The organism is uncultured Paraglaciecola sp., assembly GCF_963977085.1.
In the GTDB taxonomy this organism is placed as follows: Bacteria; Pseudomonadota; Gammaproteobacteria; order Enterobacterales; family Alteromonadaceae; genus Paraglaciecola.
The window spans coordinates 253136-267826 of sequence record NZ_CAXBNC010000004.1; the positions used below are offsets into that span (position 1 = coordinate 253136).

Consider the following 14691-nt stretch of genomic DNA (forward strand, 5'->3'; position numbering starts at 1 on the left):
GGAAGAGTAACTAAAAGTGCAAAAATTGACTTTAACTAATAAAAACATAGTCGTAATAGGAATGGGCCTTACAGGCTTATCTTGTGTGCGATTTTTATTAGCTAAAGGTGCAAATGTGATTGCCATGGACAGTCGTAATGAATTGACCCTTAAATTAGATATCCCTTTGATATTAGGTGAGTTACAAGTGGCCAGGTTAATTCAGGCTGACTTGATAGTGCTAAGCCCTGGTGTCGATCTTTATACTCCTGCTATTCAAAAAGCGGTCGAAGCGGGTGTACATGTCATTGGGGATATTGAATTGTTTGCGCAGTTTAACCGCGCCCCTGTAATAGCGATTACCGGATCTAATGGCAAGTCGACTGTAACGCACTTAGTTGTAGATATGTGTAAGGCCGCAGGTAAAAAAGTGTTGATGGGGGGCAATATTGGTGTGCCAGCACTGGACTTGCTAGAGCAAGAGGCCGATCTAGTGGTACTTGAACTGTCCAGTTTTCAATTGGAAACAACCTACTCCTTGATGCCATTAGCGGCAACAGTATTAAACATTACCGAAGATCACTTAGATCGTCATGGCGATTTGAGCGCCTATCAACGCATTAAGCTGAGTATTTATCAAAGTTGTCAATTTAAGGTGTACAACAGAGACGATCCTTTGTCTTATCCAGACCGCTTAAAAGTGTCCCTAAGTTACGGCTTGTCTCCATCTAATTCGGGGTTTTCTTGGGATAATGAAAACGCTTGTATTTTATTTGATGGCAAAACATTTTTGGATAGCAAAAGTTGTTTATTGGTTGGCGCGCATAATATGTTGAATATTCAAGCCGCAGCCGCTTTGGCCAAAGTATTTGGTATTGACGATCACAGTATTCGACAAGGTGCGCAACAATTTGGTGGCTTGCCCCATAGATGTCAAACCGTATCAATGTTCAATAATGTCCGCTGGATCAATGATTCTAAAGCAACCAATGTTGGCGCGACATTGGCCGCAATTAATGGACTGGTTACAAACCTTGAAGGCAAGTTAATATTGATTGCCGGAGGCGAAGGCAAAGGTGCAGATTTTTCAGTTTTGAAAGACTGCTTAACGCAGTTTGTTGGTTTAGTTATCACCCTCGGTAAGGACGGTGACAAAATTGCTGTGTTACACAGCAACAATGTAAAAGTACAGACCATTGAAGAGGCCGTTTTGGTGGCGGCTAAACATAGCCAATCAGGTGATATTGTTTTGCTATCACCTGCTTGTGCCAGCTTAGATATGTTTGTTAGTTATCAGCAAAGAGGTGATTGTTTTGCCCAAGCTGTGCAGGAGCTAACGGCATGAGCGTTATTATGGAAAATAAAGTCAGTTCACTTAGACAATTATTTATGTCTAGGCATGACAGTGCCCAGTCACTCCCTAAGGCCGATGTTAAACCTTATGACCTTTCCTTGTTGCTTTTGGCCATCGCATTATTGTCAATCGGATTGGTTGTGGTGACTTCGGCGTCAATGCCAGTAGCAGATAGGTTATTTGGTAATCCGTTTCACTTTGCCATTCGCCATGGCATTTATATCGTGCTGGCAGTGATCGCTGCATTGGTTGTCATGCAAATACCTATGCGCTGGTGGCGCAAGAGTAACGTTTGGTTGTTGCTATTGGCCGTGGTTTTATTGATAGCTGTGCTGTTAATAGGACGTAGTGTTAACGGCAGTACGCGTTGGTTAGTCGTTGGCCCTATTACTATTCAAGCGGCAGAACCCGCCAAATTGTTTTTCTTTTGTTATTTGGCCGGATATTTAGTGCGCCGCTACGAGGAAGTGACTGAGAATCTAAAAGGCTTTATTAAGCCTTTAGTGGTGTTTTTTGCCCTTGCTTTATTACTTTTGTTACAACCTGATTTAGGCACTGTAGTGGTTATGTTATTAACCACTATTGGTTTATTGTTTCTGGCTGGGGCTAAACTATGGCAGTTTTTCAGCTTGGCCATTGCCGGTACTTTAGCCGTAGTTCTACTTATAGTGTTTGAAGAGTACCGCGTGCGACGCATCACGTCTTTCCTTGATCCTTGGGCTGACCCTTTTGGTAGCGGCTATCAATTGACACAATCATTGATGGCATATGGTCGGGGTGATGTGTTTGGTCAAGGGTTAGGCAATAGTTTACAGAAACTCGAATACTTACCTGAAGCGCATACCGATTTTATCATGGCCATTCTTGCTGAAGAGTTAGGTTTCGCTGGGGTATTGACAGTTTTGGTTATCATGTTGGTAATTGTGATGAAAGCCATGAAAATGGGTAACTTAGCCTTACGTAAGGAACGCCCCTTTGATGCTTATTTGGCTTATTCCATTGGCATTTGGTTCAGTTTGCAAACCGCAGTTAATGTAGGAGCAAGCGCAGGTATCTTGCCCACTAAAGGACTGACTTTTCCGTTATTGAGTTACGGTGGCTCTAGCATGATAGTCATGTCGATAGCGGTGGCCATTTTAGTACGTATTGATTTTGAAATGCGTGTAGACGGTATTCAAGCGATCAACAAAGCAAGTGCGGCGAGAGGTAAGAAAAGCCTTTTAGTGAGAAAAGCCAAACAAAAAGTCAATTCTGTTATTGAAGAGGTTATTGACGACCTGCCAGTCGCGTCAGCTAAAAGCGCAAAAACTGGAGGCCTCCATGACTAAACGTTTACTTGTTATGGCAGGTGGCACTGGGGGGCACGTTTTCCCTGGTTTAGCTGTTGCTGCTGAATTGGCTGCGCAAAACTGGCAAGTCCAGTGGATGGGAACGGCAGGGCGTATGGAAGCTCAGATTGTACCGCAAGCGGGTTATCCTATCAGTTTTATTGACGTAGTGGGCGTGCGCAAAAATGGAGTGCTTACTTTGTTAATGGCGCCATTTAAAATTATTAAAGCCATTGTCCAAGCTCATAAGGTCATTCAACAATTTAAGCCAGATGTTGTGATTGGTATGGGGGGCTTTGCTAGTGGCCCTGGTGGTGTGGCGGCTTGGTTAAATGGTTTGCCTCTGATTTTACATGAGCAAAATGCTGTACCTGGACTGACCAACAAGTTGTTATCGCGTATCGCTAAAAAAGTGTTAACCGGATTCGATAATACCTTTCCAGCGCAAAAGCTAAAACAAACCACTAAATTTACTTGGGTGGGCAACCCAGTGCGCCGCGAGTTTGCAGAAATTGCCGATAGAAGTAGCGTTAAGCTACCTCTTAATTTACTAGTTATTGGCGGCAGTTTAGGCGCCCAAGTGTTAAATGAAACCTTACCTCTGGCACTGGTGAATATTAACCAAGTCAAGGTGCGTCATCAAACCGGGGCAGGGCATTTAGATACAGTGAAACAGGCCTACATTCAGCAAAACATGGATCCGGATTGTTATCAGATTACTGAGTTTATCGATGATATCCCCGCTGCTTATGCTTGGTCAGACTTAGTGATTTGCCGCGCAGGGGCGTTAACTGTGGCTGAAGTCGCAGCTGCAGGTGTCGCTGCGATATTTGTGCCTTTGCCCTACGCAGTAGATGATCATCAAACAAAAAATGCACAAACTTTGGTTGCGACGCAGGCTGCACATTTATTACCCCAAAGTGAGCTGACAGCACAAAGTTTGCACGAATTATTGCAGGACTATGTGTTGTCACCAGAAAAATTAATTGAGATGGGTAAACGAGCTAAACGTTTTGCCCGCTTAGATGCCGCTAAAGAAGTTGCGCATTGTTGTATTGAATTAAGTGAGCGAGCAGCATGAAGAAAGATACTCCAGCCCATTACCACGTGCCAGAAATGCGTAGAATCAAACATATTCATTTTGTGGGTATCGGTGGTGCAGGTATGGGTGGCATTGCCGAAGTATTGCTTAACGAAGGTTATGCAATATCCGGTTCGGATCGTCAAGCCAATGGTATGACAGAGAGGTTGCAAAACTTGGGAGCAACCATCTATTTTGGTCATCTTGCCAGTAATATTGAGTTGGCCAATGTAGTAGTGGTATCTAGCGCAATTGACCTGAGTAATCCAGAAATCAGTGCCGCCAATGAAAAGCGTATTCCAGTAATACGTCGCGCCGAAATGTTAGCGGAGTTGATGCGTTTTCGACATGGCATTGCTATAGCAGGTACCCATGGGAAAACCACTACTACTAGTCTTATTTCGACTATTTTTGCTGAGGCAAAGCTTGATCCAACTTTTGTAATTGGTGGGCTACTTAATAGTGCAGGCACAAATGCCAGACTAGGTGATAGTCAATATTTGATTGCTGAGGCGGATGAAAGCGATGCGTCTTTTGTACACCTCCAACCTATGGTGTCTGTGGTAACAAATATTGAAGCCGATCATATGGAAACCTACCAAGGTGATTTCCAAAAGATGCAAGATACCTATATCGATTTTTTGCACAATTTGCCGTTTTATGGTTTGGCTGTTCTATGTATCGATGATCCTGTGATTCAAAAACTGCTACCACGAATAGGGCGTCAATACCTGACTTATGGAGTGTCTGAAAACGCCGATGTGCGCGCAGTGAATATTCAATTAGGCTTTAATCAAAGCTCTTTTGATGTGTTGCGGGCAAACTTACCGCCACTGGCAATAACCGTCAATATTCCAGGGCAACATAACGTTTTGAATTCTTTGGCGGCCATTGCTGTGGCAACTGATGAAGGACTAGAAGATCAATATATTGTGAAAGCTTTAGCAGGATTTTCAGGTATAGGTCGGCGCTTCGAATTTTTAGGGGATTACGCAACCTCTAAAGGCCAAGCTATTTTAATCGATGACTATGGTCATCATCCGACAGAAGTCGCCGCCACTATTGCTGTTGCAAGAAATAACTGGCCAGATAGGCGTTTAGTTATGGCCTATCAACCCCACAGATACACGCGAACGCGAGATCTATACGAAGACTTTGTCAAAGTGTTGTCTCAAGTCGATGTGTTGTTGTTACTTGAAGTTTACTCTGCCGGTGAAGAAGCCATTGATGGTGCAGACAGTCGTTCGTTGTGCCGTTCAATTCGTCAGCGAGGACAACTCGAACCAATTTATGTCTCTGACATAACTGAACTGCCTAAATTGTTGGCGGAAAGTCTTAACGATCAAGACATTGTTTTGACTCAAGGTGCTGGCAATATTGGTCAAATAGCCAAGTTTTTACAGGCAAGCAAATTAGAACCAACAGTATTAAGTAAAGGATTAAAGTCGTGAGTGAGCAGCAGTTAACCTCTCCTATTCTTACTGCCAATAATTACGGAAAGGTCGCGGTAATGTTTGGTGGTACCTCTGCTGAACGAGAGGTGTCTTTGAATTCGGGTAAAGCAGTATTGCGCGGGTTGCTCGAATTGGGTATCGATGCCCATGCTTTTGATCCAGCAGAGCGTCCATTAACCGAGTTGTTGCTCGAAAAATTTCAGCGTGTTGTCATTATGTTACATGGCCGCGGCGGTGAAGATGGCTCCCTGCAGGGGGCGCTACAACAGCTTAATTTACCTTATTCTGGATCAGGTGTGTTGGGCTCGGCATTATGCATGGATAAAATTCGCAGCAAACAAGTGTGGCAGAGTTTAGGGCTACCCACTGCCAATTATAAAATAGCTGATAAAAGATGCTTTGATGCAGGATCGTGCGGGGCTATAATGGCCAACTTGGGGAATGAGGTCATGGTCAAACCTGCGCAGGAGGGGTCCAGCATAGGTATGGCTAAAGTGAGTAGTGCACTACAACTAGAAACTGCCATACAAGACGCATTTAAATATGATGATAAAGTCTTGATAGAGCAGTTCGTTCATGGTTCTGAATATACTGTCAGCATACTGAATGGCAAAGCGTTGCCCTCTATCAGTATGACTACTCCCCGCGTTTTTTATGATTATGCTGCAAAATATCAAGCAGACAGCACTGTGTATAGCTGTCCTAGTGGTCTGCCTGATGATGTCGAAAAGCAACTCGGCGAACTAGCCTTGGAAGCATTTGATGCCTTGGCCGGCTCAGGCTGGGGACGTATTGATTTTATGCAAGATAAGTTAGGTCGCTTTTATTTATTAGAGGCGAATACTGTACCTGGTATGACTGAGAAAAGTTTAGTGCCACTGGCGGCAAAACAATCAGGAATGAGCTTCGAAGAATTGTCTTTAGCTGTACTTAAAACAACGGAGATTGCTAGGTGACTGAATTGCCAGCATTAGATAGTCCCCGCAAAGGCGCTCATTTTTATATGGGGCTGGGGTTTTTTATCTGTTTGTTGGTGTTGTTGGTGTTTGGATTACTTAAGTTGAATGCGTTTTTAGAAGATGAACAACAAGCGCCAGTACAAGATATTGTCATTTCTGGAGACAGAGTCTTTATTGATGACAAAAAAATACAAAAGTTGATTAAAAAAACACAGCCAGGCAGTTTTTTTGAGTTAGATGTCAATCAAACTCATCAAACCGTTGAAGCGATGCCTTGGGTATACCGCGCCTCAGTTCGCAAACGTTGGCCTAATGGTTTAGAGATTTTTGTGGTTGAGCAGCAACCAGCGGCAATCTGGAACGGTGATATGTTGCTTAATCAATTTGGTGATGCATTTGATGCACAAATTAGTAGTGCAGATTTGAACGCTAAAATAACCTTGCCTAACTTGTACGGGCCAGGCGGAAGTGAACAAACTGCCTTGCAAGGCTACCGTAATATGCAATCGTTATTGGAAACCTCGAATTTGTATATTGTAGAAATGTTTTTAAGTGAACGTTTTGCTTGGAATGTACAGTTAAACAATGGCATCAAGTTGAATTTAGGACGCACTGAGTTTATTGACAGATTGCAGCGATTTGTGGATTTATTACCACTTATTTCGCAACAAGAAAGGCAAGTGGATTATGTCGATTTACGTTATGACACAGGTTTAGCCGTTGGTTGGAAAGCCTTGGATAAAGCAGCATAAATTAAACCAGCATAATAACTGGATAAGAAGAGTTTAAATTAACGTGAGTGTGGTGAATGTGATGAGTGACAGAGTTGAGCAATATGTCTAAGGGTACAGAAAGAAAGCTAATTGTTGGCTTAGACATAGGCACCAGCAATGTGAAAGCCGTAGTGGGTGAGTTGTTACATGACAACTCCATAAGCATTGTGGGTGTAGGCAGCCATTCGTCAAAAGGCATGGATAAGGGAGGCGTGAACGACCTTAATCTAGTGGTGCAATCAGTTAAACGTGCAGTGCACGAAATGGAACTCATGGCTGACTGCAGCGTATCATCAGTGTTTATGTCCATTTCAGGACGTCACGTAAAATGTCAAAACGAAAGTGGCATGGTGCCGATTAATAATCAGGAAGTGACCCAAGAAGACGTAGACAATGTGGTTCACGCGGCTCGTTCTGTGCCTATTGCGGCTGAGCGTCGTTTGTTACACGTATTGCCACAAGAATTTACCATAGATGTGCAAGAAGGTATTAAAAATCCAATTGGTATGTCAGGCGTCAGAATGGAAGCGCAAGCACATATTATTACTTGTGCTGATGACATGGCCAAAAATTTAGTCAAATGTGTGGAGCGCTGTGAATTAACCGCAGACCAACTGATTTTTTCAGCCTTGGCCTCTAGTTACGCAGTATTAACGGATGATGAAAAAGAATTAGGTGTATGTGTGGTGGATATAGGTGGGGGTACCATCGATATGGTGATCTACACAGATGGCGCTATTCGCCATACGGCCGTCATCCCAGCAGCAGGCAATCAAATTACCAGTGATATTGCCAAGATATTCCGTACACCTATAAGCCATGCTGAAGAGATTAAAATTAAACATGCTTGTGCCTTAAAAGACATGGTCAGCATGGAAGAAAATATTGAAGTCCATAGTGTTGGGGGCAGGCCATCTAGAGCCATGTCTAGACATACATTGGCAGAGGTAATTGAACCTCGATATCAAGAATTGTTTGAACTGGTACATGATGAAATTCGAGCCAGTGGATTAGAAGAACAAATTGCCGCAGGCATAGTATTAACTGGCGGTACGGCAAAAATGGAAGGGGCAGTTGAATTTGCTGAAGAAATTTTCCAAATGCCAGTTCGTGTTGGTGAACCTTTGGGAATGAAAGGTTTGTCTGAATATGTCGAAGATGCAAAATTTGCGACTGCGGTAGGTTTACTGCAATACGGAAAAGAACATGTCATTAGTCAACTTGCCATGAAAAGCAAAACAAGTGACGGAATGTGGCAACGAATTCAAAGTTGGTTCAAGGGTGAGTTTTAAGAGATGATCTTTAAACAGACTTCTTGATCGATAAAAAAATGAGCAGCGGACAAGGACGAATATCCGACTGCTTTTATGTAAAAACCGGAGAGTAAAAATGTTTGAGTTAATGGATAGTCATAGCGAAGAAGCAGTAATTAAGGTTATTGGCGTTGGCGGCGGCGGTGGAAATGCTATTGAGCACATGGTAGCGCAGAATATTGAAGGCGTAGAATTTATCGCCATTAATACGGATGCGCAAGTGTTACGTAGTTCATCTGCAAACGTCACCTTGCAAATTGGATCTGGGGTTACTAAAGGTTTAGGTGCAGGTGCTAATCCAAATATTGGTCGTCAGGCTGCAGAAGAAGATAGAGAAACCATACGGCAGAGCCTTGAAGGTGCTGATATGGTATTTATCACCGCCGGAATGGGTGGTGGTACAGGTACAGGTGCGGCACCAGAAGTGGCCAAAGTAGCCAAAGAATTAGGCATTTTGACAGTAGCTGTTGTGACTAAACCTTTTCCATTTGAAGGCAGAAAACGTACAGACTTTGCTGATCAAGGAATTGAAGAGTTATCTAAATATGTTGATTCATTGATCACTATACCCAATGAAAAGTTACTCAAAGTCATGGGCAAAGGTACACCTTTATTGCAAGCATTCAGTGCGGCTAACGATATTTTAAGTGGTGCGGTACAAGGCATCGCAGAACTGATTACCCGTCCAGGTTTGATCAACGTGGATTTCGCCGATGTCAGAACCGTTATGTCTGAAATGGGTACCGCAATGATGGGCCATGGTAGTGCGTCTGGTGAAGACCGTGCAGAAGAAGCCTCAGAAAGTGCCATTGCGTGTCCATTATTGGAAGATATCGATTTATCTGGCGCAAGAGGTATTTTGGTGAATATTACTGCAGGTCCAGACTTCTCAATTGATGAGTTTGAAACTGTGGGTAATGCGGTTAAAGCTTTTGCTTCTGAAAACGCTACTGTTGTAGTGGGTACTGTTATCGATATGGAAATGAGCGACGAACTACGAGTAACTGTGGTCGCAACAGGTATTGGCGCTGAAAGAAAACCAGACATTTCTTTAGTGTCCAACAGAGCCAATAAAGTGGTTGCAGATGCTCATGAGTTTAAACTGCAAGCGAATGGATCAAATGTGATGCCTAGCGCTAATGTTATGCCTGAATCTGCAAAATCGGTAGTCAATGAAGAAAAAGCTGAGCAAGGTAATGATTTGGAATATTTAGATATCCCGGCATTTTTGCGCAAACAAGCTGACTAGTAATTAAAGTGAATTATTTAGTTAAAACTCTGTCTGATTCGTTGGCTAGTATAGCCAGCACGTTGAATATGACAGTATTTTGACAAAAGTAAGTATTTTTAGTACTATGCGTGCCGCTTTTTATTCTATTAAGCTATCGATGAGCTGAAAGGTTATGATTAAACAACGCACTATCAAACAATCTGTGCAAGAGACTGGGATCGGTCTGCATAAAGGTGACAAGGTCACTATGACTCTCCGGCCAGCGCCTGCGAATACTGGAATCGTATTTCGCCGCGTTGATCTTGAGCCTTATGCTGATATTCCCGCTCGCGCAGAAGCTGTGGGCGATACTATGTTATGTACATGTATCAGTAACGCCGCGGGTGCGAAAATTTCTACTGTTGAACATTTAGCCTCTGCTTTGGCAGGGTTAGGTATAGACAATATAATTGTAGAAGTGGACAGTGATGAGTTACCTATCATGGATGGTAGCGCTAGTCCGTTTATCTTTTTGCTACAATCAGCCGGCATTGAAGAAATTAATGCACCAAAACAGTTTATAAAAATCACTAAAGCTATCAAAGTAGAAGACGGTGATAAATGGGCCGAGTTTCGTCCTTATGATGGATTTAGAGTTGATTTTAGAATTGATTTTGAACATCCAGTGATCAGTCAAACCCGTCAACATATGGTGTTAGACTTTGACTCTTCGTCTTATGTCGATGAAGTCAGTCGTGCGCGTACATTTGGATTTATGAAAGATCTTGAATATATGAATTCACACAACTTGGCTTTGGGTGGCAGCATGGAAAATGCCGTTGCCCTAGACGAGTATCGAGTACTTAATCCTGAAGGTTTACGCTACCCTGATGAATTTTTAAAGCACAAAATACTGGATGCTATTGGTGACTTATATCTGTGTGGTCATAGTATTATTGGTGAATTAGTGGCTTATAAAACAGGCCATGGATTGAACAACAAACTACTCAATGCCTTATTGCAAAATAAAGAGTGTTGGGAATTTGTTGGTTATAACACCCCAGAAGAGATGCCTATCAGTTTTGCATCAGCATTATTGACAAACTAAACATTTGTTTTTTTGTTTCATTTGACTAGTTGACAATAGCCTAGCCGAATAACATATTTATATAGTTATCAATAATATTCCGGTCAACTGTATGTTATTGTGCTTGGAAGAGTATCAGATACCTGTACATAGTAGCTGCAATGTTGATTCTTTACTGATAAAAGGTATTCCGAGTGGATAGCCAGTTGGTATAGATAATTAACTGTATGTTGTAATTGGTATAACTTGAAATGCTGTTAGTTTATGGCTTGGTGAATTAAACTCAAAAATATATTGAGTCCATGTTGAAAGGCAGTCAATAGTAATGAAATTAACGTTACTCTTTAAAAGTAATAAAGCACGTTTTGTGCTGAACATCGATAAACCCAAATTGCTTTTAGCTTTATTGGTCGTTAGTGGCGTTTTCTTTGTTTCTAGTCGCTCTACCCATTCTCCAGAAGAAAATATTGCAAGGATCCAGCATGCAAAAGCTGGCCTAGAACAACAGGCTAATGAAGTTAATCTGCTCAAGTCTTCTACTGAGCAACGTTTGACAGGTGTGATGCTCAAGCTTGCGGACATGCAAAGCCAAATCCAACGTTTAGATGTTTTAGGTTCAAGATTAGTTGAAAGAGCAAAACTTAACCCTGACGAGTTTAGTTTCAATCAAATGCCTAGTATGGGCGGTCCTTTGGACGGTAGCCCCGTAGACATTCAAGTACAAGACGAGCTGTTGACGGAAATGACGGGCATGCTTGAAAACATCCAAAATAAAACCCAAGAACTGGCAGCCCTTGAATCTATCATGCTCAGTCACCATATAGAGCAAGAGAGGAGATTAGAGGGCAAACCTATTTCATCTGGTTGGTTGTCTTCCTATTATGGCATCCGTAAAGACCCTTTTAGTGGCTTGCCAGCCATGCACAAAGGACTTGATTTCGCCGGTAAAGAAGGTGAGCCAGTGTTGGCTACGGGAGCGGGTATTATTACTTGGTCTGGTTCTCGTTACGGTTATGGCAATTTAGTTGAAATCGATCATGGTGACGGCCTAGTAACACGCTACGGGCACAATAAAGAACTTAATGTTAAGATTGGCGATGTAGTGACTAAAGGGCAAAGCATTGCTGTTATGGGAAACACAGGTCGCTCTACGGGAGCACATGTGCATTATGAAGTGATACGCAAAGGTAAGCAGCAGGATCCATTACCTTACGTCTATCGCAAAAGTTCCTAGTTCATAACTAGGGCTCAAAATCATTATCAACAATCGGCTCTATGAGCCGATTGTTTTATTTTAGTATAGGGTTTGTGCATAAGTTGTTCGCAACTGGTGCTCAATTTAATTTATAAATCTTTTAGATTGGAAGCTGTAAATAGATGTTTTCTAGTATCTTCACCAAAATATTCGGCAGTCGAAACGACCGGACAATAAAAAAGTTAAGCAAGTCTGTTGACCTTATTAATCAACTAGAAACAGAATTCGAAGCCTTAACTGACGAACAGCTTAAAGACAAAACTAGCGAATTCAAACAACGTTTAGAAAAAGACGAAACCACAGACGACATTATGGTTGAAGCCTTTGCGGTAGTCCGTGAAGCGAGTAAACGTGTGTATGGTATGCGTCATTTTGATGTGCAAATGCTGGGTGGCCAAGTATTACACCAAGGTGAAATAGCCGAAATGCGTACGGGTGAAGGTAAAACATTAACTTCTACCTTACCTACCTATCTTAATGCAATATCAGGTAAGGGCGTGCATGTTATTACCGTTAATGACTATCTAGCGAGTCGAGATGCTGATTGGAGTCGACCACTGTTTGAATTTTTAGGTTTAACAGTAGGCTGTAATATTCCTGGTATGAACCATCAGCAAAAGAAAGCAGCTTATGCGGCTGATATTACTTACGGAACCAACAACGAATTTGGTTTCGACTATTTACGGGACAACATGGCATTTAGCCCTGGTGATCGTGTTCAAAAAGCACTGCATTTTGCCGTGATTGATGAAGTTGACTCGATTCTTATCGATGAAGCCCGTACGCCTCTTATTATTTCTGGGCAGGCCGAAGATAGTTCTGAGTTGTATCGCAAAATAAATGTCATTATCCCTGAGCTTACTAAGCAAGAAAAAGAAGATGAAGAAGGTGTCACAGGTGACGGACACTACACTATTGATGAGAAAGGCAAACAAATACATTTGACTGAAAATGGTCAAATTTTTGTAGAGCAAATTTTACAACGTGAAGGTATTTTAGCCGCAGAAGAGTCATTGTTTGCTGCAGCGAATATTTCATTGTTACATCACGTTAATGCCGCATTGCGGGCACACAAACTGTTTTCCAGAGATGTAGATTACATCGTTAAAGATAACGAAATTGTGATTGTTGACGAGCATACTGGGCGTACTATGGAAGGGCGTCGTTGGTCTGAAGGTTTGCACCAAGCAGTAGAAGCCAAAGAAGGCGTACGCATTCAAAATGAAAACCAAACGTTAGCCTCTATCACTTTCCAGAATTATTTCCGTTTATACGAAAAGCTATCAGGTATGACGGGTACAGCCGATACCGAAGCCTTTGAATTTCAAAGTATATATGGTTTAGATACGGTAGTTATCCCAACTAACAAGCCAATGGTACGTAAAGACAAAGCGGATTTGATTTTCCTTACTGCTGAGGAAAAATACGAAGCCATAGTCGAAGACATCAAAGATTGTGTGAAACGCGGTCAACCAGCCTTAGTGGGTACAGTATCAATAGAAAACTCAGAATTGATTTCGGGTATTTTGAAAAAAGCAAAAATCCCACATAAAGTACTTAACGCTAAGTTTCATGAACAAGAAGCAGATATTGTTTCACAAGCAGGTAAACCTGGCGCTATTACAATCGCCACTAATATGGCGGGTCGTGGTACCGATATCGTTTTAGGTGGTAATTGGCAGGCTGAGATTGAAAAAATTCATGATCCCAAGCCAAGTAAAGTAGAAAAAATAAAGGAAGAGTGGAAAATTGCCCATGATGCGGTTTTGGCCTCAGGTGGTTTACACATTATAGGCACAGAGCGCCATGAATCACGCCGTATCGATAACCAGCTGCGTGGCCGTTCAGGACGTCAGGGGGATGCCGGTTCTTCACGTTTTTACTTGTCACTTGATGATGCCTTGATGCGTATCTTTGCGTCTGAAAAGATGGGCAATATGATGAAACGATTGGGAATGGAACGTGGTGAAGCAATCGAGCACCCTTGGGTAACCCGCGCTATCGAAAACGCCCAGCGTAAAGTTGAAGGCCGTAACTTCGACATGCGTAAACAATTGCTTGAATATGACGATGTAGCCAACGATCAACGTAAAGTGATTTATGAGCAACGTAATGAATTATTAGACGAAGGCGAAATCAGCGAAACCATTGAAGTCATTCGCGAAGATGTAGTCAACGGTATTCTAGATCAATATATTCCTCCACAATCCTTAGAGGAAATGTGGGATATAGCTGGCTTAGAAGAGCGTTTCAAAGCTGAGTTTTTAACTGAAATGCCAGTACAAAAGTGGCTAGATGAAGACGATAAACTATATGAAGAAAAACTCCGTGAACGTGTTTTAGCTGAGGTAAACGCAGCATATAAAGCCAAAGAAGAGATTGTTGGTCCAGAGGTCATTAGGCAATTTGAAAAAGCGGTGATGCTTCAAAATCTAGACAGCCATTGGAAAGAACATTTAGCTGCTATGGATCATTTGCGCCAAGGTATTCATTTACGTGGTTATGCACAGAAAAATCCTAAGCAAGAATACAAACGTGAGTCTTTTGAGTTGTTTTCTGAAATGTTAGAAGCCCTCAAAGTGGAAGTGGTGACTATTTTAAGTAAAGTGCAGGTTAAAGCTCAAGAAGACGTTGAAGCGGTAGAAGAGCAAAGACGTCAAGCGGATGAAACACCAAAGAAATTTGAACACGAATCAGCCAGCGAACCTGAGCCCACTAAGACGGGGATTCGTCAGGGACCAAAAGTTGGCCGAAATGATCCATGCCCTTGTGGTTCAGGCAAAAAGTATAAGCAGTGTCATGGCAAATTAAGTTAATTTAACCTAATAATTTCCATTAAAAGTCGGGCTCATGTCCGACTTTTTTGTTTAAAATGGTTGTGGTTAGTTGATAAGAGAA

General features: G+C 42.2%; 11 protein-coding genes. All 11 read left to right on the forward strand.

The window, feature by feature from the left end:
• The first annotated feature begins 16 nt into the window (after positions 1 to 16).
• The 11 genes from murD (at position 17) to secA (ending at position 14609) form a co-directional block, all read left to right on the forward strand.
• Positions 17 to 1324: a UDP-N-acetylmuramoyl-L-alanine--D-glutamate ligase gene (gene murD, locus AAC000_RS06960; protein ID WP_339721289.1), complete on the forward strand. Its 1308-nt coding sequence runs from the start codon at positions 17 to 19 to the stop codon at positions 1322 to 1324.
• A complete protein-coding gene (gene ftsW / locus AAC000_RS06965) occupies positions 1321 to 2661 on the forward strand; it encodes a cell division protein FtsW (protein ID WP_339721291.1) in 1341 nt (446 codons plus the stop codon). The genes murD and ftsW overlap by 4 nt, the downstream gene beginning before the upstream one ends.
• On the forward strand, positions 2654 to 3742 hold the full coding sequence (murG, locus tag AAC000_RS06970; protein WP_339721293.1) for an undecaprenyldiphospho-muramoylpentapeptide beta-N-acetylglucosaminyltransferase: 1089 nt from the start codon (positions 2654 to 2656) through the stop codon (positions 3740 to 3742). Before ftsW ends, murG begins: the two co-directional genes overlap by 8 nt.
• The gene (gene murC, locus AAC000_RS06975; RefSeq protein ID WP_339721295.1) at positions 3739 to 5193 is read left to right on the forward strand and encodes a UDP-N-acetylmuramate--L-alanine ligase; all 1455 of its coding nucleotides are present in this window, start codon (positions 3739 to 3741) and stop codon (positions 5191 to 5193) included. The genes murG and murC overlap by 4 nt, the downstream gene beginning before the upstream one ends.
• Complete coding sequence (locus AAC000_RS06980; protein WP_339721297.1) at positions 5190 to 6152, forward strand: D-alanine--D-alanine ligase; 963 nt, start codon at positions 5190 to 5192, stop codon at positions 6150 to 6152. Before murC ends, AAC000_RS06980 begins: the two co-directional genes overlap by 4 nt.
• Positions 6149 to 6907, forward strand: a complete 759-nt coding sequence (locus tag AAC000_RS06985) for a cell division protein FtsQ/DivIB (RefSeq protein WP_339721299.1) — start codon at positions 6149 to 6151, stop codon at positions 6905 to 6907. The genes AAC000_RS06980 and AAC000_RS06985 overlap by 4 nt, the downstream gene beginning before the upstream one ends.
• A gap of 83 nt (positions 6908 to 6990) precedes the next feature.
• The gene (ftsA, locus tag AAC000_RS06990; protein ID WP_339721301.1) at positions 6991 to 8220 is read left to right on the forward strand and encodes a cell division protein FtsA; all 1230 of its coding nucleotides are present in this window, start codon (positions 6991 to 6993) and stop codon (positions 8218 to 8220) included.
• A 97-nt stretch (positions 8221 to 8317) separates the two neighbouring features.
• Positions 8318 to 9490, forward strand: a complete 1173-nt coding sequence (gene ftsZ, locus AAC000_RS06995; RefSeq protein WP_339721303.1) for a cell division protein FtsZ — start codon at positions 8318 to 8320, stop codon at positions 9488 to 9490.
• Positions 9491 to 9644: 154 nt separating this feature from the next.
• Positions 9645 to 10559: a UDP-3-O-acyl-N-acetylglucosamine deacetylase gene (gene lpxC, locus AAC000_RS07000; protein ID WP_339721305.1), complete on the forward strand. Its 915-nt coding sequence runs from the start codon at positions 9645 to 9647 to the stop codon at positions 10557 to 10559.
• A gap of 304 nt (positions 10560 to 10863) precedes the next feature.
• Complete coding sequence (locus AAC000_RS07005; protein ID WP_339721307.1) at positions 10864 to 11772, forward strand: M23 family metallopeptidase; 909 nt, start codon at positions 10864 to 10866, stop codon at positions 11770 to 11772.
• Between the two features lie 143 nt (positions 11773 to 11915).
• A complete protein-coding gene (secA, locus tag AAC000_RS07010; RefSeq protein ID WP_339721309.1) occupies positions 11916 to 14609 on the forward strand; it encodes a preprotein translocase subunit SecA in 2694 nt (897 codons plus the stop codon).
• The last annotated feature ends 82 nt before the right edge of the window (positions 14610 to 14691 follow it).